23 protein-coding genes and 1 pseudogene are annotated in these 20,401 nt (G+C 70.4%); 16 read left to right on the top strand and 8 right to left on the bottom strand.

The genetic code is table 11. The annotated features are described in order from the left end of the window. Nucleotides 1-25 precede the first annotated feature (25 nt). Nucleotides 26-502, bottom strand: a complete 477-nt coding sequence (locus ACODT0_RS19730; RefSeq protein ID WP_057596472.1) for a DUF2244 domain-containing protein — start codon at nucleotides 500-502, stop codon at nucleotides 26-28. Between the two features lie 178 nt (nucleotides 503-680). Then, a complete protein-coding gene (locus ACODT0_RS19725) occupies nucleotides 681-1,598 on the bottom strand; it encodes a methyltransferase domain-containing protein (RefSeq protein ID WP_057596465.1) in 918 nt (305 codons plus the stop codon). A 23-nt stretch (nucleotides 1,599-1,621) separates the two neighbouring features. On the opposite strand from ACODT0_RS19725, the gene ACODT0_RS19720 reads away from it, so the two are divergent. The 3 genes from ACODT0_RS19720 to ACODT0_RS19710 all read left to right on the top strand — a co-directional run bounded on the left by ACODT0_RS19720 (nucleotide 1,622) and on the right by ACODT0_RS19710 (nucleotide 3,244). Continuing rightward, nucleotides 1,622-2,338: a ComF family protein gene (locus tag ACODT0_RS19720; RefSeq protein ID WP_489042093.1), complete on the top strand. Its 717-nt coding sequence runs from the start codon at nucleotides 1,622-1,624 to the stop codon at nucleotides 2,336-2,338. 19 nt (nucleotides 2,339-2,357) lie between these two features. Next, a complete protein-coding gene (gene trmL / locus ACODT0_RS19715) occupies nucleotides 2,358-2,819 on the top strand; it encodes a tRNA (uridine(34)/cytosine(34)/5-carboxymethylaminomethyluridine(34)-2'-O)-methyltransferase TrmL (RefSeq protein ID WP_261213487.1) in 462 nt (153 codons plus the stop codon). 131 nt (nucleotides 2,820-2,950) lie between these two features. Continuing rightward, nucleotides 2,951-3,244 carry a DUF4148 domain-containing protein gene (locus ACODT0_RS19710; RefSeq protein ID WP_479670793.1) on the top strand — a complete coding sequence of 98 codons (294 nt, stop codon included), beginning with the start codon at nucleotides 2,951-2,953 and terminating at the stop codon, nucleotides 3,242-3,244. 21 nt (nucleotides 3,245-3,265) lie between these two features. Here ACODT0_RS19710 and ACODT0_RS19705 read toward each other — a convergent pair whose 3' ends face one another. Both ACODT0_RS19705 and ACODT0_RS19700 read right to left on the bottom strand, forming a co-directional pair. Next, nucleotides 3,266-3,727: a MaoC family dehydratase gene (locus ACODT0_RS19705; RefSeq protein ID WP_172705582.1), complete on the bottom strand. Its 462-nt coding sequence runs from the start codon at nucleotides 3,725-3,727 to the stop codon at nucleotides 3,266-3,268. Nucleotides 3,728-3,821: 94 nt separating this feature from the next. Then, nucleotides 3,822-4,442, bottom strand: a complete 621-nt coding sequence (locus ACODT0_RS19700; protein ID WP_057596460.1) for a ParA family protein — start codon at nucleotides 4,440-4,442, stop codon at nucleotides 3,822-3,824. Between the two features lie 79 nt (nucleotides 4,443-4,521). Between ACODT0_RS19700 and kefF the strand changes: the two genes are divergently transcribed. Next, a complete protein-coding gene (gene kefF / locus ACODT0_RS19695) occupies nucleotides 4,522-5,238 on the top strand; it encodes a glutathione-regulated potassium-efflux system oxidoreductase KefF (protein ID WP_057596459.1) in 717 nt (238 codons plus the stop codon). Further along, on the top strand, nucleotides 5,239-7,089 hold the full coding sequence (gene kefC / locus ACODT0_RS19690; RefSeq protein ID WP_489042091.1) for a glutathione-regulated potassium-efflux system protein KefC: 1,851 nt from the start codon (nucleotides 5,239-5,241) through the stop codon (nucleotides 7,087-7,089). It begins immediately after the preceding gene. Here kefC and ACODT0_RS19685 read toward each other — a convergent pair. Both ACODT0_RS19685 and ACODT0_RS19680 read right to left on the bottom strand, forming a co-directional pair. Continuing rightward, nucleotides 7,086-8,036 (bottom strand): M14 family metallopeptidase, encoded by a 951-nt coding sequence (locus ACODT0_RS19685; RefSeq protein ID WP_489042089.1) that lies wholly within the window; start codon nucleotides 8,034-8,036, stop codon nucleotides 7,086-7,088. The genes kefC and ACODT0_RS19685 overlap by 4 nt on opposite strands. Then, a complete protein-coding gene (locus ACODT0_RS19680) occupies nucleotides 8,033-9,028 on the bottom strand; it encodes a Bug family tripartite tricarboxylate transporter substrate binding protein (RefSeq protein ID WP_489042087.1) in 996 nt (331 codons plus the stop codon). Before ACODT0_RS19680 ends, ACODT0_RS19685 begins: the two co-directional genes overlap by 4 nt. A 134-nt stretch (nucleotides 9,029-9,162) precedes the next feature. On the opposite strand from ACODT0_RS19680, the gene ACODT0_RS19675 reads away from it, so the two are divergent. Then, the gene (locus ACODT0_RS19675; protein ID WP_261213479.1) at nucleotides 9,163-10,050 is read left to right on the top strand and encodes a MurR/RpiR family transcriptional regulator; all 888 of its coding nucleotides are present in this window, start codon (nucleotides 9,163-9,165) and stop codon (nucleotides 10,048-10,050) included. On the opposite strand, the gene ACODT0_RS19670 is transcribed toward ACODT0_RS19675, so the two are convergent. Continuing rightward, a complete protein-coding gene (locus tag ACODT0_RS19670; protein ID WP_489042086.1) occupies nucleotides 10,051-10,929 on the bottom strand; it encodes an amidohydrolase family protein in 879 nt (292 codons plus the stop codon). A gap of 103 nt (nucleotides 10,930-11,032) precedes the next feature. Here ACODT0_RS19670 and ACODT0_RS19665 point away from each other — a divergent pair, with 103 nt between their 5' ends. The 5 genes from ACODT0_RS19665 to ACODT0_RS19645 all read left to right on the top strand — a co-directional run bounded on the left by ACODT0_RS19665 (nucleotide 11,033) and on the right by ACODT0_RS19645 (nucleotide 16,104). Continuing rightward, the gene (locus ACODT0_RS19665; protein WP_057596453.1) at nucleotides 11,033-11,806 is read left to right on the top strand and encodes a crotonase/enoyl-CoA hydratase family protein; all 774 of its coding nucleotides are present in this window, start codon (nucleotides 11,033-11,035) and stop codon (nucleotides 11,804-11,806) included. 42 nt (nucleotides 11,807-11,848) lie between these two features. Next, nucleotides 11,849-13,708 (top strand): feruloyl-CoA synthase, encoded by a 1,860-nt coding sequence (locus tag ACODT0_RS19660; RefSeq protein ID WP_489042084.1) that lies wholly within the window; start codon nucleotides 11,849-11,851, stop codon nucleotides 13,706-13,708. A gap of 29 nt (nucleotides 13,709-13,737) precedes the next feature. Beyond that, entirely contained in the window at nucleotides 13,738-14,502 is a 765-nt protein-coding gene (locus ACODT0_RS19655) for an SDR family NAD(P)-dependent oxidoreductase (protein ID WP_489042083.1), read from the top strand. 29 nt (nucleotides 14,503-14,531) lie between these two features. Beyond that, complete coding sequence (locus ACODT0_RS19650) at nucleotides 14,532-15,527, top strand: Bug family tripartite tricarboxylate transporter substrate binding protein (RefSeq protein ID WP_489042082.1); 996 nt, start codon at nucleotides 14,532-14,534, stop codon at nucleotides 15,525-15,527. Nucleotides 15,528-15,603: 76 nt separating this feature from the next. Then, a complete protein-coding gene (locus tag ACODT0_RS19645) occupies nucleotides 15,604-16,104 on the top strand; it encodes a MarR family winged helix-turn-helix transcriptional regulator (protein ID WP_057596449.1) in 501 nt (166 codons plus the stop codon). Between the two features lie 17 nt (nucleotides 16,105-16,121). Here the strand turns inward: ACODT0_RS19645 and ACODT0_RS19640 are convergent, their stop codons facing one another. Further along, the gene (locus ACODT0_RS19640; protein ID WP_422095955.1) at nucleotides 16,122-16,787 is read right to left on the bottom strand and encodes a TetR/AcrR family transcriptional regulator; all 666 of its coding nucleotides are present in this window, start codon (nucleotides 16,785-16,787) and stop codon (nucleotides 16,122-16,124) included. A gap of 160 nt (nucleotides 16,788-16,947) precedes the next feature. On the opposite strand from ACODT0_RS19640, the gene ACODT0_RS19635 reads away from it, so the two are divergent. From ACODT0_RS19635 to ACODT0_RS19615, 5 genes and pseudogenes are all read left to right on the top strand, one after another. Further along, nucleotides 16,948-17,373, top strand: a complete 426-nt coding sequence (locus ACODT0_RS19635) for a VOC family protein (RefSeq protein WP_057596447.1) — start codon at nucleotides 16,948-16,950, stop codon at nucleotides 17,371-17,373. A gap of 45 nt (nucleotides 17,374-17,418) precedes the next feature. Then, entirely contained in the window at nucleotides 17,419-17,955 is a 537-nt protein-coding gene (locus ACODT0_RS19630; protein WP_479670798.1) for an SRPBCC family protein, read from the top strand. A gap of 49 nt (nucleotides 17,956-18,004) precedes the next feature. After that, nucleotides 18,005-18,421, top strand: a pseudogene (locus ACODT0_RS19625) (VOC family protein); the annotation flags it as partial. Between the two features lie 64 nt (nucleotides 18,422-18,485). Beyond that, the gene (locus ACODT0_RS19620) at nucleotides 18,486-19,961 is read left to right on the top strand and encodes a DHA2 family efflux MFS transporter permease subunit (RefSeq protein WP_489042081.1); all 1,476 of its coding nucleotides are present in this window, start codon (nucleotides 18,486-18,488) and stop codon (nucleotides 19,959-19,961) included. A gap of 64 nt (nucleotides 19,962-20,025) precedes the next feature. Continuing rightward, nucleotides 20,026-20,385 (top strand): DUF1428 domain-containing protein, encoded by a 360-nt coding sequence (locus ACODT0_RS19615; protein WP_057596612.1) that lies wholly within the window; start codon nucleotides 20,026-20,028, stop codon nucleotides 20,383-20,385. The last annotated feature ends 16 nt before the right edge of the window (nucleotides 20,386-20,401 follow it).

Genomic DNA, 20,401 nt, shown 5'->3' with positions numbered 1-20,401 from the left:
ACCGTGCGGCACCGCGCGAGCCCCCTCAGGCGCCGCGCAACGCCATCCGGATCTCGCGCGCCAGTGCGGCCCTCAACTCCGGCCGCACATAGCGTCCCACCCTGACCGACCGACCCTGGCCCGACAACTCGATCAGCGATCGGTCGCCGGTCTGCGGCTCGATCCGCACCCGGTGCGGAAGAAATTCCGTGCGCTCGTAGCTCCCGCCGTTCTCGAGTTCGACCACGAGCCGACCTGCCTGCAACATGATCCTCTCGCCGTCGGTCGCATGCCGCGCGTAGGCCATGAACGCGAACCCCACGGCGGCCAGTTCGAGCCAGGCGAACGGCAGCACGAGCGGCGCGCCATGCAGCCAGAAGACCGTGCCTATACCGAGCGATACCACGCACAGCGAAGCGTAGAGCCAGCCGAGCTGGCTCGGCGTCACCGAGCAGTTCCGCTTCAGGAACCAGTGGATGTTCTGGCCTGAAACGGTGGCAAATCGAAACACGGAATTCGACACGGGCGAGTTCAGCAAATCGGTCAATCGGCGCCCGCCCGAACCCTTGTCTTCCACGGGTTCCGACGGACTTCGATCGCGGGCATGTACCCACGAGTTTCACGCAACGGCGGATTGTAGCGGGTAGATACCAGCGGCCGTGTACCGAATGCGGCACGCGCGGGCCGCTCGACAACCGGCTTCAGTGGGCCGGCGGGCGCCCGCGCTGCAGCATCGCGCGCATCTCGCGCAGCGAGACCGCGCTCTCGGCCGACAGCGAGACCCGCGGGGTCGGCTTGAAGGCATGGCCGTAGATGATCTCGAAGGTCAGCGCGATCCGGCCCTCGCCGCCCTCGGCCGGCGCGAGCTCGGGCAGCGCCTTTCGCAAGGCCGCGTGCCAGGCCCGGCCGCGCAGGGCCGGAAAACGCGCCGGATGCAGGTTGCGCCCGAGCGTGCGCAGCTCGGCCAGCGCGGCCTCGGGCGTGGCCCAGGTCAGCACGATGCGCTCCATGTCCATCACCGGCTCGGCGAAGCCGGCATGCACCAGCATGTCGCCCCAGTCGTGCATGTCGGTGAACTCGTGACTGGCGGCCGGCCAGCCCAGGCGCGCATGCAGGGCGCGCAGTTCGCGCAGGGTGTCGGGGCCGAAGCACGAGAACATCAGGAAGCCGTCGGTGGCGACCTGCCGGTGCCAGTGCGCGATCAGCGCCTCCGGGTCGGCCGCCATGTGCAGCGCCATGTTGGCCCAGAGCAGGTCGACGCCCTCCTCGGGCAGTCCGTCGAAGCGCAGCTTGCCGCCCTGCCAGCGGCGCGCGCTCCACCAGGGCGCGGCCAGCGCGGCCGAGGTCGCGGCGGCCAGCGCGGGTTCGGGCTCGATCACGAAGGCCTCGGCCTCGCGGTAGCGGCGCGCCAGCAGCTCGTGCGCCTCGAGGCCGCCGCGCAGCGGCGCCCAGTCGGCCCAGTGGCGCGGCCTGGCCTTGATCCATTGCAGGCGGTCTTCCATGCGCCGCCCGATCTCCTCGTGCAGCCAGGGCGAGCCGTCGGCGGGCGCCAGCCGGCGCCAGCGGGCGGCCGCCGCGGCATCGATGGTCGGCGGTCGTCGTTGGGGGTCGGTGGCCATGGGGGCGTGAGTATATTGAGCCCATGCTCAGCCGCTGGACCGCACGCCCTTTGACCTCGCTGTTGGCACGGCTGCCCAGCCAGTGCGCGCTGTGCCGCGACTGGCCGTCGCGCCCGGTGTGCGAGGCCTGCGCCGCGCGCTTCGCCGCCAGCGCGCCGCGCTGCCAGACCTGCGCGCTGCCGCTGCCCGCGGGCGTGGCGCGCTGCGGCGACTGCGTCGTGCACCCGCCGCCGCTCGATGCCTGCCTCGCGGCCTGCGACTACGCCTGGCCCTGGCCGGACTGCGTCGCCGACTTCAAGTTTCGCGGCGACACCGGCTGGGCCGGCCCGCTCGCGCAGCTGCTGCGCGCCATCCCGCGGGCGGCGGCGCTGCTCGATGCCTGCGACCGCGTGCTGCCGATGCCGCTCGCGCCGGGCCGGCTGCGCGAGCGCGGCTTCAACCAGGCACTCGAGCTGGCGCGCCGGCTCGCGCCCGCCAGGACCGATGCCACGCTGCTGCTGCGCACGCGCGAGACGCCGGCCCAGCGCGGCCTCTCGCGCGCCGAGCGCATGCGCAACCTCCAGGGCGCCTTCGCGGTCGAGCCGCTGCGCGCCGATGCGCTGGCCGGGCGGCGCGTGGTGCTGGTCGACGACGTGATGACCACCGGCGCCTCGCTGTTCAGCGCGGCCCAGGTGCTGCGGCGCGCGGGCGCGGCGCATGTCGCGGGCATCGTGCTGGCGCGCACCGGCAAGCCGCACTGAGCGTGGCGACAATCGGGCCATGTTCCATATCGTCCTGGTCCACCCCGAGATTCCGCCGAACACCGGCAACGTGATCCGCCTGGCCGCCAACACCGGCTGCACCCTGCATCTGGTGGAGCCGCTGGGCTTCTCGATGGACGACAAGCTGCTGCGCCGCGCCGGCCTCGACTACCACGAGTACGCCGAGGTGCGCCGCCATGCGAGCTGGCAGGCGCTGGTCGACAGCGAACGGCCGGCGCCCGAGCGCCTGTTCGCGCTCACCACGCGCGGCACCCGCGCCGTGCACGACATCCGCTTCGCGCCCGGCGACTGGCTGGTGTTCGGCTCCGAGACCAGCGGCCTGCCGCCCGCGATCCGCGAGAGCTTCGATCCCGCGCAGTGGCTGCGGCTGCCGATGCGCGAGGGCCAGCGCAGCCTGAACCTGTCGAACGCGGTGGCGGTGACGGTGTTCGAGGCCTGGCGGCAGAACGGATTCAAATGAGGCTTCGCGACCCCTCGCGCGATGGGGTCGCATCCGAACGGCGGAATCCCCCGTATGGAAAGCATGCCGGCTCGATGCATTCCGGCATGCCGATCCACCCACGCTCCACACGGGGCACGAGGAGTTCCACCATGCAAGCCAAGTCCATCGCCTTCGCCGCCCTCGCCACCCTGGTCCTGAGCCATGGCGCCCAGGCCTTCCAGGGCGAACAGAATCCGCTGCCCGCGGCGCCGTTCCAGTCGACGCTGTCGCGCGCCGAGGTGCAGACCCAGGCCATGCGGCCGCTGCGCATCACCAATGGCGGCACCGGCGTGGCCCGCCCGACCGACGGCATGACCGACCGCGCCGCGGTGCGCGCCAGCGCGGTGGGCATCACGCGCCAGGGCGCGGCCGCCTATGGCGAGATCAGCGACCGCCGCATGTAAGAAAAGAAGGGGCCGCCCGCCTCAGCGGTAGCGGCGCACCACCGACTCGGCCACGCAGGCGGGCTTGGCCGCGCCTTCGAGCTCGATGGTGGTTTCCCAGGTCATCTGGATGCCGTCGTCGGCAATGGGTTCGGCGGTCAGCAGCTTCATGCGCGCGCGCAGCCGCTTGCCCACCGGCACGGGCGACATGAAGCGCACCCGGTTCAGGCCGTAGTTCACGCCCATGCGCGACTCCACCACGTCGAGCGCGGTCTCGTAGAAGCGCGGCAGCAGCGACAGGGTGAGGAAGCCGTGGGCGATCGGCCCGCCGAAGGGACCGGCCTTCGCGCGTTCGAGGTCGACGTGGATCCACTGGTGGTCGCCGGTCGCCTCGGCGAACTGGTTGACCTGCTCCTGGGTGATGGTGATCCAGTCGCTCACCGCGACTTCCTGGCCGACGCAGGCGGCCAGATCCTGAAGGGTCTGGAAGGTCTTCTTGGTCATGCGCCGCACTCTAGCGGCAAGGCCGCGGCCGCGGGTGTCGGCACCGCGACAAGCGGCCTCAGGGAATACCTGGGGCGTCCAGGCACGCGGCGGCTCAGCTGTCGAGCCATTGGCAGATCGGCTGCCATTGCTCGAGGTCGCGCTGCACCCGTCCCGGCGCGATGTCGAACACGGTGAGTCCGCGCGCCGCGAGCTGCACGTAGTTCTGCGTGTCGCGCAGCTCGCCGACCACCGGCACGCCCAGCCCCGCGATGAATTCGTTGAGCCGGTCGGCCGCCAGCGTGCGGGCGTTGACGCGCATGCCGACCAGGCCGATCTGCGTCTTCTCGGCGCGGCGCTGCTCGAGCAGCCGGTCGATGAATTCGCGCGTGGCGTAGATGTCGAAGATGCTCGGCTGCAGCGGCACGATGAGCTTGTCGGCCAGCCCGATCACGTCCTTGAAGCGCCATCCGTGCAGGCCGGCCGGCGTGTCGAGCACCGCATGGGTGGTGCCGCGCGGCGGGCGCACCACGCTGTTGTCCTCGGTGGCGTCCCAGGTCGAGATGGTCCGCGCCTGCGGCGGGCGCAGCCCGAGCCAGAGCCGGGAGGACTGCTGGCGATCCACGTCGCCGAGCATCACGGCATGGCCGCGGCTTGCAAAGTAGCCCGCGATGTTCGTCGCGAGCGTGGATTTGCCAACGCCACCCTTGGGATTGGCGACCAGAACCACCGGCATGGAAATCTCCTCCAGAAGGGACAGTCCGCCATGGTAGTGGCTGGCGCCCAAAATCCCGGGACTGCGCTATGTTCGCGGGATGACGACAACAACATCCACGGGAACCCCTCAGGGTGGAGGCACCTACGTGCTCGCCGCCCATCCGCACTGGCGCGATTCGCGCGTGAACCGCCGGCTGCTGGCCGCGGCGCGCGCGGTGCCGGGCGTCGATGTCAACGACCTCTACGGCACCTACCCCGATTACGCGATCGACGTCGAGGCTGAGCAGCGGCGCCTCGAGCGCGCGCAGCTGGTGGTGCTGCTGCATCCGATCCAGTGGTACTCGATGCCGGCGCTGCAGAAGCTCTGGGTCGACGAGGTGCTGGCCTACGGCTGGGCCTACGGCCCGGAGGGCATCGCGCTGCAAGGCAAGGACCTGTGGCTGGTCGCCACCACCGGCAGCCCAGAGAGCAGCTACCACCCGCAGGGCTACCACCGCTATTTCTTCGACGCCTTCCTGCCGCCCTACGAGCAGACCGCCGCGCTGTGCGGCATGCGCTTCCTGCCGCCGCTGATCTTCCATGGCGCGCGCAGCGCCCCCGAGGCCGAGGTGGCCGCGCATGTCGAGGTCTTCGCCCAGCGCCTGGGCAGCTACCCCGACTGGCCCGAGATGGACGAGCTCGACGCCTGCGTGGCCTGCCCGGTACCAGAGAGCGACCGGCCGGCCGAATCGGACGACATCGGCAAGGTGGTCGAGCGGGTGTTCCACACCACCATGAGCCGCCGGCTGGCCGCCACGACCGGCGGGAGCGCCTGAATGGAGCACGCGCCCGCCTGGCTGACCAACAGCCTGATCTACCTGAGCGCCGCCGTGCTGGTGGTGCCGCTGTCCAAGGCCCTGGGCCTCGGTTCCATCATCGGCTACCTGGTGGCCGGCATCGCCATCGGCCCGTGGGGGCTGGGGCTGGTGTCGCGCGTGGAGGACGTGCTGCACTTCGCGGAATTCGGCGTGGTGCTGATGCTGTTCCTGGTCGGCCTCGAGCTCGAGCCCAAGCGGCTGTGGAACCTGCGCCGGCCGATCTTCGGCTGGGGCACGGCGCAGGTGCTCAGCTGCGCCGCGGTGCTGTTCGCCATCGGCTGCGCGGTCGGCGCGCCCTGGCGCGTGTCGCTGGTGGCGGCGCTGGGGCTGGCGCTGTCCTCGACCGCGATCGCTCTGCAGGTGTTCGGCGAACGCAACCTGCTGCGCACGCCGAGCGGCCAGGCCGGCTTCTCGATCCTGCTGTTCCAGGACGTGGCGGCGATCCCGATCCTCGCCATCCTGCCGCTGCTGGCCGGCGCCACCGCGGCCGAGCAGTCGATGGGCGGACTCGACCGCCTGCTCGAGGGCCTGAAGATCTTCGGCGTGATCGGCGGCATCGTGCTCGGCGGCCGGCTCGCGCTGCGCCCGGTGCTGCGCTGGATCGCGCGCAGCGACACGCCCGAGATCTTCACCGCCGCCGCGCTGCTGCTGGTGGTGGCGATCGCGGCGCTGATGCAGTTCGTGGGCCTGTCGATGGCGCTGGGCGCCTTCCTCGCGGGCGTGCTGCTGGCCGAGAGCGAATACCGGCGCGAGCTCGAGACCGACATCGAGCCCTTCAAGGGCCTCTTGCTCGGGCTGTTCTTCATCGCCGTGGGCATGACGATCGATTTCGGCGTGCTGCTCGCGAGCCCCTGGATCATGGCGATGCTGGTGGTCGGCTTCATGGCCATCAAGCTGGTGGTGATCTACGCGCTGGCCAAGGCGATGGGGCTGGCCTACCAGGAGCGCCCGGTGTTCACGCTGCTGCTGGCGCAGGGCGGCGAATTCGCCTTCGTGGTGTTCCAGTCGGCCGGGCCCGACGTGCTGCCGCCGCAGGTCACCTCGCTGCTGATCGGCGCGGTCGCGCTGTCGATGCTGCTGTCGCCGCTCCTGCTGGTGCTGCTCGACCGCTACCTGCTGCCGCGCTACAGCCGCTCCGGCGGGCCGCAGCTCGAGGAGATCTCGGAGCAGCAGGACGCCAAGGTGCTGATCTGCGGCTTCGGCCGCTATGGCCAGATCGTGGGCCGCATGCTGATGTCGCAGGGACTGCAGGTGACGGTGCTCGACCACGATGCCGACAACGTCGAGGGCCTGCGCGAATTCGGCTTCCGTGTGTTCTACGGCGATGCCACGCGCCTCGACCTGCTGCGCACCGCGGGCGCCGGCACGGCCAAGGCCGTGGTGGTGGCGGTCGACGACATCGAGCAGTCGCTGGAGATCGTCGACCTGTTCCGCGAGAACTTCCCGCAGGCGCGGATCATCGCGCGGGCGCGCAACGTGAGCCACCTGTTCCAGCTGCGCGACCGCGGCGTGACGCTGGTCGAGCGCGAGGTCTTCGAGTCCTCGCTGCGCAGCGCGCGCTCGGTGCTCGAGGTGCTGGGCTGGCCCGCGCACGAGGCGCGCGAATCGAGCATGCGTTTCCGCGAGCGCAACCTCAAGCTCACCGACGAGATCTACCCGCACTACAAGGACCGCGCGAAGCTGATCGCGGTCAACAAGGCGGGCCGCCAGCAGTTCGAGGAGCAGATGGCGCGCGAGCGCGAGGAGCGCAAGCGGCGCGCCGGGAACGACTGGGACCGGCAGGAGGAGGACGAGGAGCGGGTGCCTTAGACCGGCACCGTCAGGTACACGCCCTCGCGGCCCACCAGCGCCGCGCGCGTGGGCATGAAGACCGTGCAGCCGTCGCAGGGCGAGCGGATCTCCTGCCCCGCGTCGACCGCGATCAGCTCGCCCCGGTCGAAGGTCTCGAAGCCCAGCAGCGGCCGCGTGAAGGCGAAGCTCTCGGTCTTCACCATGTGCACCTCGAGCAGGCGGAAGCGGCGCGCGGGCGCGGCGGGCGCCTGCGGGGCCACCGGATCGACCAGCCCGAGATGCGCGAGAAAACGCTGCGTCACGTCGACCGCGAGCTCGGCGGCCGAGCGGCTGAAGTGCTGGCCGCACTCCACCACGACGGCTGCGCCATTTCCCTCGACTTCACCGTGGCGGCCGTAGCCGATCACGCCGGTGCCCGGCGCCGCGCCCGCGGGCATCACCAGGTGCACCAGCGGCGCGCCCACGGCCAGCGCCAGCCGCGCATTGCGCTCGAGCTCCGGATAGACCCAGAAGGGCTGCACCGGCGCGCGCGTCGAATGGATGTCGAGCACGTAGTCGGCCGCATCGAGCACCGGCCGCAGCTCGCGCGCGCGGCGCAGCTCGGGGCTGTCCTCGTTGCCGTCGAGCAGCGCCGGCGTCCAGATGCGGTTGAGGTTGTGCACCAGCTGGCGGTTCTCGTAGGGCCGCTCGATGTCGAAGGCCTCGTAGGCCTCGACGTTCGCGAAGCTCACGGTCAGCGTGCCGATCTTCGGGCGCACGCCGCGGTCGAGCAGGTCGGAGGCGGCCACCATGCCGCAGATCTCGTTGCCGTGCGTCAGCGCATTGACCAGCACATGCGGGCCGGGCCGGCCCGATTCGAAACGATGGACGTAGTCGATGCCGGTGTTGCCCGCGCGGTAGGCCGAGAGGTCGCGCGGCAGCACCTCGAGCGGCGCGGTGTCGGGGGTGAACGAGGACGCGCTCATTCGCCGCGGATCCCCGCGCGCTTCACCATCTCGCCGTACAGCGCGAGACGCTCCGACATCATGGCCGTGAACTGCGCGGGCGACTGCTGCTCGGGCGTGAGCGAACCACGCGACTCCAGCGCCTCGACCATGGAAGGCTGGTCGGCCACCGAGCGCACGGCCTTGTGCAGGGTGGCGATCACCTCGCCCGGCGTCTTCGCGGGCGCGGCCAGGCCGATCCACGAGGTGGTGTTGAGCACCGGATAGCCGAGCTCCGCGAAGGTCGGCACGTCGGGCAGCGCCGCGACGCGCGACGGCGCGGCCACCGCGAGCGCGCGCAGCTTGCCGGCCTGGATGTGCGGCAGGAAGGGCGCGAGGTTGTCGAGGCCGAACTGCACCTCGTTCGAGATCAGCGCCGTGACCAGCGGCCCGCCGCCGCGGTACGGCACGTGCGTGGCATTGAGCTGCAGCTGCGACTTCATCAGCTCGACGTTGAGCTGGCCCATGCTGCCGGGCCCGGCGCTGCAGAAGTTGAGCTCGCCGGGGCGGGCCTTCAGCAGCGCGACGAATTCCTTGAAGTTCTTCGCGGGCACGGCCGGGTTCACCAGCAGCACGTTGATCGAGCGCGCGAGCTGGCTGATGGAGGCGAAGTCCTTGATCGGGTCGTAGCCGGGGTTGGCCTGCGTGAGCGGATTCGCGAGGTGCGAGCTCTGCGACGAGACCACCAGCGTGTAGCCGTCGGGCTTGGCGCGCGCCACCTGCGCGCTGGCGATCGAGCCGCCCGCGCCGCCGCGGTTGTCGATCACCACCGGCGCGCCCAGCGCCTTGGCGAGCGGATCGGCATAGAGCCGCGCGATCAGATCCACCGAGCCGCCGGCCGGAAACGGCACCACCAGCGTGACCGGACGCGACGGATAGGCCTGCGCATGCGCCGCCAGCGGCAGCGCGGCCGCGAGGCCCGCGCCCAGGAAGGTGCGGCGGCGCAGCGCGGAGGCGGAAAGGGGGAAGGTCATGGAAGCGTCCTGGAATCGGGAAGGGATGGGGCCTGAATGTGCGTGCATTCTTGCAAGGTCGTCACATTTTTGCAATAACCATTGCAAAATCGAAGCCCATCGCGCCCCCTGCGCGGGCAGAATGCCCGGCGACCATGAACCTCAACCAACGCATCTCGGGCTACGGCCGCAAGCTCACCAAGAGCGAGCAGCGCCTGATCGAGGAACTGCAGACGCGCTATCCCCAGGGCCTGCTCGAATCTGCAACGAGCCTTGCAAAGAAGGTGGGCACCAGCGCCTCGACCGTGGTGCGGCTGCTCGCCAAGCTCGGCTATCCCAGCTACGCGGAAGCGCAGCTCGAGGCCCGCTCCGAGGTCACGGCGCGACTGGCCTCGCCCGCCACGCGCGCCGATGCCGTGATCGTCGACGACGCCTCGGTGCGCACCTGCCTGGCCAACGCGCTGCTGCACGACCAGCACAACCTGAGCTCGACCTTCGCGGCCATCGACCCGGTGGCCTTCGAGGCCGCCGTGCGGCTGCTGGTGCAGCGCAAGGCGCGCGTGCACGTGCTGGGCCACCGGCATGCGGCCGCGATCGCGGGTCACCTGGCGCTGCACCTGAACCTGTGCCTGCCCGAGGTGCGGCCGCTGGCCGGCACGGCGGCGCTGCCGCTCGAGGACCAGTTGCTGTGGGTCGGCGAGAACGACGTGCTGCTGGCCGTCACCTTCCGGCGCCACTCGCTGGCCACGGCGCGCGCGGCGGCCTACTTCCGCGAACGCGGCGCGAAGGTGATCGTGATCACCGACAGCCCCTCGGCGGCCGCGGCCGCCTCGGCCGACCATCTGATGCTGGTGCGCACCTCGAGCGCCTCGCCCTTCGATTCCTACACGGCCGCCTTTTCGCTGTGCAATGCGCTGGTCACCGCGGTCGTGCAGCGGCGCAGGAAGGAGCTGGGCGCCGCGCTCGAACGCGGCGACGCCCTGTGGGAGCAGCACTGGAACGACGCCGCCGCGCCGGCGGGCCCGGCGCGCAAGGCGGACTGATCAGGCCGCAGCGGCGGCGTCGAGCCGCAGCAGCCGCACCGCGTTGCCCTTCAAGATGCCCGGCATCACCTCGGGCTTGAAGCCCGCGACCTCGAAGTCCTTCATCCAGCGCTCGGGCGTGATCAGCGGGTAGTCGCTGCCGAACAGCACGCGGTCCTTCAGCAGCGTGTTGGAGTACTGCACCAGCTGCTTCGGAAAGTACTTGGGGCTCCAGCCCGAGAGGTCGATCCAGACGTTGGGCTTGTGCGTGGCCACGCTCAGCGCCTCGTCCTGCCAGGGGAAGCTGGGGTGGGCCATCACGATCTGCATGTCGGGGAAGGCGATCGCCACGTCGTCCAGGTGCATCGGGTTGCTGTACTCGAGCCGCAGGCCGCCGCCGCAGCGCATGCCCGAGCCGATGCCGCTGTGGCCGGTGTGGAAGATGGCGGGCATGCCGTACTCGGCCACCACCTCGTAGAGCGGCCAGGCCATGCGGTCGTAGGGATGGAAGGCCTGCACCGTCGGGTGGAACTTGAAGCCCTTGACACCGTGCTCCTCGATCAGCCGCCGCGCCTCGCGCGCGCCCATCTTTCCCTTGTGCGGATCGATGCTCGCGAAGGCGATCATCATGTCGGCGTTCTTCTGCGCCGCCTCGGCGATCTCCTCGTTCGGGATGCGCCGCCGGCCCATGTTCGACTCGGCGTCGACCATGAACATCACCAGCCCCAGCTTGCGCTCGCGGTAGTAGGCCACCGTCTCCTCGATCGTCGGGCGGCGGTTCGAGCCGAAGTACTTGTCGGCCGCGCGGTCGTACTCCTCGCCGTAGTTGTCGAACGGGTTCCAGCAGCTCACCTCGGCATGGGTGTGGATATCGATCGCGATCAGGTTCTGGTGGTCCACTTCATCGTCTCCTTTACGGGAAAGTCCCTAGTTCGCGGCATCGTCGAATGCCTTGAATTGATTATTTCACATAACCATAATCCGCTTCAATCCCGAACGCAACATGACCTCTTCCGACCTTCACATCGAACTCCGCGACGACGTCGCCATCATTCGCCTGACGCGCGGCGCCAAGCGCAACGCGCTGTCGGATGGCCTGATCCTCGCGCTGCGCGATGCCTTCCAGAACCTGCCCGCCAGCGTGGGCGCGGCCGTGATCGACGGCGAGGGCCCGCACTTCTGCGCCGGCCTCGACCTGAGCGAACTCAAGGAGCGCGACGCGGGCCAGGGCCTCGCCCATTCGCGCCTGTGGCACGCGGCGCTGGACTGCATCGAGAAGGGCCCGGTGCCGGTGATCGCCGCGCTGCACGGCGCGGTGGTCGGCGGCGGGCTCGAGCTCGCGAGCGCCTGCCACATCCGCGTGGCCGACCGCAGCACCTTCTATGCGCTGCCCGAGGGCTCGCGCGGCATCTTCGTGGGCGGCGGCGGCTCGGTGCGCATCCCCCGGCTGATCGGAGTGGCGCGCATGACCGACATGATGATGACCGGCCGCGTCTACAACGCCGAGGAAGGCGAGCGCGCCAACTTCGCGCAGTACCTGGTCGACGAGGGCACGGCCTTCGACAAGGCCTTCGAGCTCGCGAAGCGTGTGGCCACCAACGCGCCGCTCACCAACTACGCGCTGATGCACGCGCTGCCGCGCATCGCCGAGCAGCCGGCCGACCACGGCTTCTTCACCGAGGCGCTGATGTCCGGCATCGTGCAGGCCGCGCCCGAGGCCAAGCAGCGCGTGCGCGACTTCCTCGAAGGCCGCGGCGCCAAGGTCAGCAAGGGCTGAGGCCCTCTTCATTCACTCATCCACTCACGCACGGGCGCCCCGATGACGGCCATCCAATACCGACCGCTCGCCTTCGGCGTCACGCGCGCGCTGCTGCGCGACGGCGCGCCGGGCACGCAGTACCTGAGCGCGGAAACGCCGCTTCGCCCCTACCGCGAACGCATGACCGACCGGCTGCACCACTGGGCCGAGGCCACGCCCGAGCGCACCTTCATCGCGCGCCGCGCGCGGCTGGCCGACGGCGGCACCGGCGACTGGCTGCGCGTGAGCTATGCCGAGGCGCTGCACAAGGCGCGCGCGATCGGCCAGGCCCTGCTCGCGCGCGGCCTCGATGCCGAGCGCCCGGTGGCCATCCTCAGCGAGAACGGCATCGAGCACGCGCTGCTCGCGCTCGGCTGCCTCTACGCGGGCGTGCCCTATTGCCCGGTCTCGCCGCCCTACTCGCTCGTGAGCCAGGATTTCGACAAGCTGCGCCACGTGCTGGCCACGCTCACGCCGGGCCTGGTGTTCGCGGCCGACGCCGCGCGCTATGCCCGCGCGATCGAGGCCACGCTGCCGGCCGATGCCGGCGTCGAGATCGTGCTGGCCGAAGGCGAGCTGCCCGGGCGCGCCACCACCTCGTTCGACGCGCTCGCGGCGACGGTGCCCACGCCGGCCATCGACGCCGCGATGCAGGCCACCGGCCCCGACACCATCACCAAGTTCCTGTTCACCTCGGGCTCGACCAAGATGCCCAAGGCGGTGGTCAACACGCACCGCATGTGGTGCGCCAACCAGCAGCAGCTGCGCCAGTCGATCCCGGCGCTGGGCGACGAGCCGCCGGTGCTGGTCGACTGGCTGCCGTGGAACCACACCTTCGGCGGCAACCACAACGTGGGCATCGTGCTCGACAACGGCGGCACGCTCTACATCGACGAGGGCAAGCCCACGGCCACCGGCATGGCCGAGACGCTGCGCAACCTGCGCGAGATCGCGCCCACCATCTACTTCAACGTGCCGACCGGCTTCGAGGCGATCGCGCAGGCGATGGAGACCGACCCGGTGCTGCGGCGCAACCTGCTGTCGCGCGTGAAGATGTTCTTCTACTCGGGCGCGGCGCTGTCGCAGCCGGTCTGGGACAGCCTGCACCGCACGCAGGAGGCCGAGGTCGGCGAGCGCATCGTCATGGGCACCGGCCTGGGCATGACCGAATCGGGCCCGTTCGCGCTCTACGTGACCGGCCCCGACGTGAAGTCGGGCGACGTCGGCCTGCCCGCGGCGGGCATCGAGCTCAAGCTGATCGAGGTCGACGGCAAGACCGAGGTGCGCTATCGCGGCCCCAACATCACGCCCGGCTACTGGCGCGCGCCGGAGGCCACGGCCGAGGCCTTCGACGAGGAAGGCTTCTTCTCGACCGGCGACGCGGTCAAGTGGATCGACGACACCGACATCCACCGCGGCCTGCGCTTCGACGGCCGCATCGCCGAGGACTTCAAGCTCGCCACCGGCACCTTCGTGAGCGTGGGCCCGCTGCGCGCGAAGATCGCGACGGCCGGCTCGCCCTATGTGCAGGACGCGGTGCTGACCGGCATCAACCTCAAGGAGGTCGGCGCGCTGGTCTTCCCTACGCAGAAGGTGCGCCAGCTCGCGGGCCTCGACGCCGGCGCGAGCATGCGGCAGGTGCTCGAGAGCGCGCCGGTGCAGGCGCACTTCCAGCAGGTGCTGGACCAGCTCGCGGCCGCGAGCACCGGCAGCGCCAACCGCATCGCGCGGCTGCACCTGATGAGCGAGCCGCCCTCGATCGACAAGGGCGAGGTCACCGACAAGGGCTCGATCAACCAGCGCGCCGTGCTCAAGCACCGCGCCGCGCTGGTCGAGGCGCTGCACGACGGCACGCTGCCCTTCACCTTGCGGCCTCGCTGACGCTTTTTCCCATCTCTGGAGACGAACCCATGAAGATCGAAGGACAGGCCGCGCTCGTGACCGGCGGCGCATCGGGCCTCGGCGAGGCCACCGCGCGCGAACTCGCGCGCCTGGGCGCGAAGGTGGCGCTGCTCGACCGCAATGCCGAGCTCGCCGCGAAGGTCGCCGCCGAGATCGGCGGCATCGCCTGCGCCTGCGACATCACCGATGCCGCGAGCGTGAGCGCCGCGCTCGACCGGGCCGAGGCCGCGCACGGTCCGGCGCGCATCCTGATGAACGTGGCCGGCATCGGCAGCGCCAAGCGCATCGTCGGCAAGGACGGCAACCCGGCGCCGCTCGAGGACTTCGTGCGCGTGGTCAACGTCAACCTGATCGGCAGCTACAACATGGCGCGCCTGTTCGCCGCGCGCTGCGCGAAGCTAGCGGCGCTCGCCAACGGCGAGAAGGGCGTGATGCTGTTCACCGCCTCGGTCGCGGCCTTCGACGGCCAGGTCGGCCAGCAGGCCTACAGCGCCTCGAAGGGCGGCCTGGTCGGCATGACCCTGCCGATGGCGCGCGACCTCGCGCAACACGCGATCCGCGTCTGCACCGTCGCGCCCGGGCTGTTCGCCACGCCGCTGGTGCTCGAGCTGCCCGAGCCGGTGCAGCAGTCGCTCGCGGCCTCGATCCCGTTCCCGCCGCGGCTGGGCCAGCCCTCGGAATTCGCCGAGCTGGCCTGCCACGTCGTGACCAACGGCCACCTCAACGGCGAGGTGATCCGACTCGACGGCGCGCTGCGCATGGCGCCGCGATAAGCCCCAGCAACACCACCGGAGACAAGACCATGACCAACCGACGTCAGTTCGTGACGGCGCTCGGCGGCGCAGCCGCGCTCGGCGCCCTGCAGCATCCCCTGGCCGCGCTGGCCGAGATCGTCGCCCAGCAGGTAAAGATCTACTACGGCTTCCCGGCCGGCAGCGCGGGCGACAGCGTGGCCCGTCGCGTGGCCGACAAGCTCGGCGGCACCGACTTCACGAAGCTCAACCCCGTGGTCGAGAACAAGCCCGGCGCGGGCGGGCGCATCGCGCTCGACTCGCTCAAGAGCGCGCCGGCCGACGGCTCGGTGCTCGCGCTCTCGCAGGCCTCGGCGCTGTCGACCTATCCCTACATCTACAGCAAGCTGAGCTACGGCCTGGCCGACTTCGCACCGGTCTCGATCGGCGCGGTGATGACGCACGGCCTGGCGGTCGGCCCGATGGTGCCTGCCAGCGTGAAGACGCTGAAGGACTACGTGGCCTGGGCCAAGGCCAACCCGGGCCAGGCCAGCTACGGCTCGCCGGGCGCGGGCTCCACGCCGCACTTCCTCGGCGCGCTGCTGGGCCTCAACAGCGGCGCCGACCTGCGCCACGTGCCCTACCGCGGCTCGCTGCCGGCGGTCAACGACGTGGTGGGCGGCCAGATCGCCTCGAGCCTCACGCCCAGCGGCGACTACCTGCCCTTCGTCAAGGCCAACAAGCTGCGCGTGCTCGCCACCTCGGGCGCCCAGCGCGCCGCCTACCTGCCCGAGGTGCCGACCTTCGCCGAGCAGGGCTTCCCCGAGCTGGTGGCCGACGAGTGGTTCGGCTTCTTCGCGCCCGCGAAGACGCCCGCGCCGGTGATCGCCGCCGCGAGCGGCGCGATCCAGGCCGCGCTCAAGGACAAGGCCGTGGCCGACGGCCTGCTGTCGGTGGGCCTGCTCGCGCAGGGCTCCTCGCCCGAGGAGATGCGCCGGTCGCTGCAGTCCGAGTACGAGCGCTGGGGCCCGCTGGTGAAGAAGATCGGCTTCACCGCGGAGTCCTGAGCCCGGCCTCGAGGGCTGTCGCCAAGTCGCCACCGGCCCGGCCCTTCGGGGCCCCGCTCGCGGTTACGCTTGCGGCATGCCCACCTCCCCGAAATCCGCCAACCCCAAGGGCGCGAAGAGCGACGCGGCCGCCGCGCCGCTCGGCAGGACGGACCGCCTCGACGCGCGCGTGCTCGAGACCCTGGTCGGCTACAACGCGCGCCGCGCCTGGCTGGTGGTGAGCGCGCTGTTCGCCAAGCGCATGGCGGCCTTCAAGCTCAAGCAGATCGACTTCTCGGTGCTCTCGCTGCTGGCGCACAACCCGGGCGCCACCTCGCGCCAGATCTGCAGCACGCTCGACATCCTGCCGCCCAACCTCGTGAGCCTGGTGGCCGAACTCGACGCGCGCGCGCTGATCGAGCGCAAGCCGCATCCGCACGACGGCCGCGCGGTCGGCCTGCATCTCACGCCGGCCGGCGAGGCGCTGGTGCGCGAGGCCGAGCAGGCCGTGATCCAGCTCGAGCTCGATGCCAGCGCGCGGCTCAGCGCGCGCGAGCGCGAGACGCTGATCAAGCTGCTGCAGAAGGTCTATCTCTGAGCCTCTGAGCGCCGCGCCTACTGCAGGCCCAGCTCCACCATCTCCAGCAGCCGCAGGGTCAGCGGCTCCAGCACCGACGGGTCGGCCTCCTTGAGCGGGCCCTCGATGATCAGCAGCGCGAGCCCGTGCACCGCCGACCAGGCCAGGTACTCGGCATTCGGGCGCCGTGCCGGATCGAGCGCGCCGGCCTCCACCAGCCGGTCCAGGCCCGAGCCCAGCAGCTGGAACGGGTCCATGCCGCTCGCGCCCGCGCTCGAGGGGCCGATGGTGCCGCGCGCCTCGTCGGAAGAGATCACGAAGGCGGTGCGGAACAGCCCCGGCTCGTCCTGCGCGAAACGCAGGTAGCCCCAGCCGATCGCCCGCACCCAGGCGCGCGCATAGTCGGCCGGCGGCTGGTCGTGCGAGATCGCGCCGAGTTCCTTCTCCATCGAACGTGCCGCGGCCGACAGCGCGGCGCCGCGCACCGCCAGCAGCAGCTCGTGCCGGCTCGCGAAGTGGCGGTAGGCCGCGTTGGGCACCACGCCCACGCGGCGCGTGGCCTCGCGCAGCACCACGGCATCGGGGCCGCCGTCGCGCGCCAGTTCGATGCCCGCGTCCAGCAAGGCCCGGCGCAGGTCGCCGTGGCGGTAGGTGGAGCGCGAGGGCGGCGCGGATTCGGCGGCGATGGCGGCGTTGCGGACCATTTCCTTCTTTCTCGGACTACGATTTTTCGATGTGGACAGTGTCCATTATCTTTGCTATTCTTTGTGGACGGTGTACACAAAGTAGTGCCATCGTATTCGCCAGGGCCTTTTTCGCCCAACGGCGCCCACGGAATAACCGCACCAGCGAAAAGGAATTGCCATGAAAGTCCAGTCCTATCTCTCGTTCGAAGGCCGCTGCGACGAGGCCATCGCGTTCTACGGGAAGGCGCTCGGCGCCGAGGTCGTGCAGCTCATGCGCTACAGCGACGCCCCCGCCGACATGCCGCCCGACGCGGACGGCTGCGCCGGTGCCATGCCCGGTCCCGACAAGGTCATGCATGCGGTGCTGCGCATCGGCGAGACCGAGCTCATGGCCTCCGACGGCCGCTGCTCGGGCCAGGCCGAGTTCAAGGGAATCATGCTGGCGATCACCGCGCCCACCGAGGCCGACGCGCGCAAGTGGTTCGACGCGCTGGCCGACGGCGGCCAGGTGATGCAGCCGCTGATCCCCACCTTCTTCTCGCCGGGCTTCGGCATGGTCGGCGACCGCTTCGGCGTGGGCTGGATGGTGGTGGTCGGCCACTGAAGCCACGCCCCGCAAGACCCCGCGCCCTTTCCTCCCCGGATCTCCATGTTCAAGAAAATCGCCCTCCTCCTCGTCGTGCTGATCGCCGGCGTCCTGCTGTACGCGGCCACGCGCCCCGACAGCTTCCGCGTCGAGCGCAGCACGCGCATCCAGGCACCGCCCGAGCGGATCGCGCCGCTGGTCGCCGACTTCCACCGCTGGAGCGAGTGGTCGCCCTACGAGAAGCTCGATCCGGCCATGAAGCGCAGCTTCGGCGGCGCCGCCAGCGGCCCGGGCGCGACCTACGCCTGGGAAGGCAACGACAAGGCCGGCGCCGGCCGCATGGAGATCCTCGAGGCCTCGCCCACCAAGGTCTCGATCAAGCTCGACTTCCTCAAGCCCTTCGAGGCCCGCAACACCGCCGACTTCAGCTTCCAGCCGCAGGGCGACGCGACCCAGGTCACCTGGGCCATGCACGGCCCGGCGCCCTACATCTCCAAGCTCATGGGCCTGTTCTTCGACATGGACACCCTGATCGGCAAGGACTTCGAAGCCGGCCTCGCCAACCTCAAGACCGCGGCCGAGAAGCCGGCGGGATCCTGAGCCTGTCCCCCTCCCGTTCTCCCATCCACCCACTCACGAAGGAACTCCCATGTCGCTCCTCAACGCCTATCTCACCTTCGACGGCAACGCGGCCGAGGCCATGCGCTTCTACGAGAAGACGCTCGGCGGAAAAATGGAAATGCTCATGACCGTGGGCGACAGCCCCGAGGCCGCCAACATGCCGCCCGAGGCCGCGAGCCGCCTGATGCACGCCAGCCTCGTGGTCGGCGACAGCACGCTCATGGCCTCCGACAGCATGCCGGGCATGCCGTACGAAGGCATGAAGGGCTTCGGCGTCGCGCTCAACTACCCGACGGTCGCCGAAGCGAAGCGCGTGTTCGACGCCTTCGCCGAAGGCGGCCAGGTCGGCATGCCGTTCGAGAAGACCTTCTGGGTCGAGGGCTTCGGCATGGTGACCGACCGCTACGGCACGCCCTGGCTGATCAACGGCGGCGCCTCCCTCGTCTCACGAAGAACGCCACAACCCACCGCCGGGCCGCCCCCCCCCCGGCCCCTGAGGAATCCTTTCCATGACCGAATCCCTCGACAACCGCAAGCGCTGGCTCGCCCTGATGGTGCTGTGCCTGGGCGTGCTGATGATCGTGCTCGACACCACCATCGTGAACGTCGCGCTGCCCTCGATCCGCACCGACCTCGGCTTCACCGAGACCTCGCTGGTGTGGGTCGTCAATGCCTACATGCTGACCTTCGGCGGCTTCCTGCTGCTGGGCGGGCGGCTCGGCGACCTCTACGGCCACCGCCGCGTCTTCCTCGCCGGGCTGGTGCTGTTCACGCTGGCCTCGCTGGCCTGCGGCATCTCGACCACGCAGGGCCTGCTGATCGCCGCGCGCGCGGTGCAGGGCCTGGGCGGCGCGATCGTGTCGGCCGTCTCGCTGTCGCTGATCATGAACCTCTTCACCGAGCCGGCCGACCGCGCCAAGGCGATGGGCGTCTACGGCTTCGTCTGCGCCGGCGGCGGCAGCATCGGCGTGCTGCTCGGCGGCCTGCTCACCAGCTCGCTGAGCTGGCACTGGATCTTCCTGGTCAACCTGCCGATCGGCGTGGCCGTGTACGCGCTGTGCATCGCGCTCTTGCCGAGCGCGCGCGGCCAGGCCCATGGCGAGAAGCTCGACGTGGCCGGCGCGGTCACGGTCACGCTCTCGCTGATGCTCGCGGTCTACGGCGTGGTCAACGGCAACGAGGCCGGCTGGCGCTCGGCGCAGACGCTGGGCCTGCTCGGCACCGCGGTCGCGCTGCTCGCGATCTTCATCGCCATCGAGGCCAGGGTGAAGCATCCGCTGATGCCGCTGGGCCTGTTCCGGCTGCGCAGCGTCTCGGTCTCGAACGTGGTGGGCGTGCTGTGGGCCGCGGCGATGTTCGCCTGGTTCTTCATCTCGGCGCTCTACATGCAGCTGGTGCTCGCCTACACGCCGATGCAGATCGGCCTGGCCTTCCTGCCGGCCAACGTCATCATGGCCGTGTTCTCGCTCGGGCTGTCGGCGAAGATCGTGATGCGCTTCGGCATCCGCCGTCCGCTCGCGGCGGGCCTGTGGCTCGCGGCCATCGGGCTGGCGCTGTTCGCGCGCGCGCCGGTCGACGGCCGCTTCGCGATCGACGTGCTGCCCGGCATGCTGCTGCTGGGCCTGGGCGCCGGCATGGCCTTCAATCCGCTGCTGCTGGCCGCGATGAGCGAGGTGAGCCCTAGCGAATCGGGCCTGGCCTCGGGCGTGGTCAACACCGCCTTCATGATGGGCGGCGCGCTGGGCCTCGCGGTGCTCGCGAGCATCGCGGCCGCGCAGACCGGCTCGATGCTCGCGGCCGGCGCGAGCACGCCGCTCGCACTCACCGGCGGTTACCAGATGGCATTTCTCGTCGGCGCCGTGTTCGCGGCGGTGGCGGGTTTGTTCGGCGCCCTGCTGCTTCGCTCCGCCATGCCGGGGCAGATGCACGACAACGAGGAAGCGGCGGGCCCCGGGAGCGCGGCGAATGGCGCGGCAACGTCCTGACGGGCTGCTGCTGGGCCGGCCGCCGTTTCTGTTTCTCTTTCCCTTCTTTTCAAGGAGTGTTCCCATGGCTCGCTATGTCGACGGTTTCATCGTGCCGATTCCCGCCAAGAACGTGGAGGCCTACCGCAAGGTGGCGCGCAAGGCCGGCAAGGTCTGGATGGAGTACGGCGCGCTCGAATACGTGGAGTGCGTCGCGGACGACGTCAAGCCCGGCAAGCTGACCTCGTTCCCGCAGAGCGTGAAGCTCAAGGCCGACGAGGTGGTCGCGTTCTCGTGGATCGTCTACAAGTCGCGCAAGCACCGCGACACGGTCAACGCCAAGGTGATGGCCGACCCGCGCATCGCGGCGATGGACCCGAAGACCATGCCCTTCGACGCCAGGCGCATGATCTTCGGCGGCTTCAAGTCGATCGTCGAATTCTGAGCGCCGCGGCGGGGAC

The organism is Variovorax sp. FG153, assembly GCF_057809595.1.
This window is presented reverse-complemented; position numbering and strand designations above follow the sequence as displayed.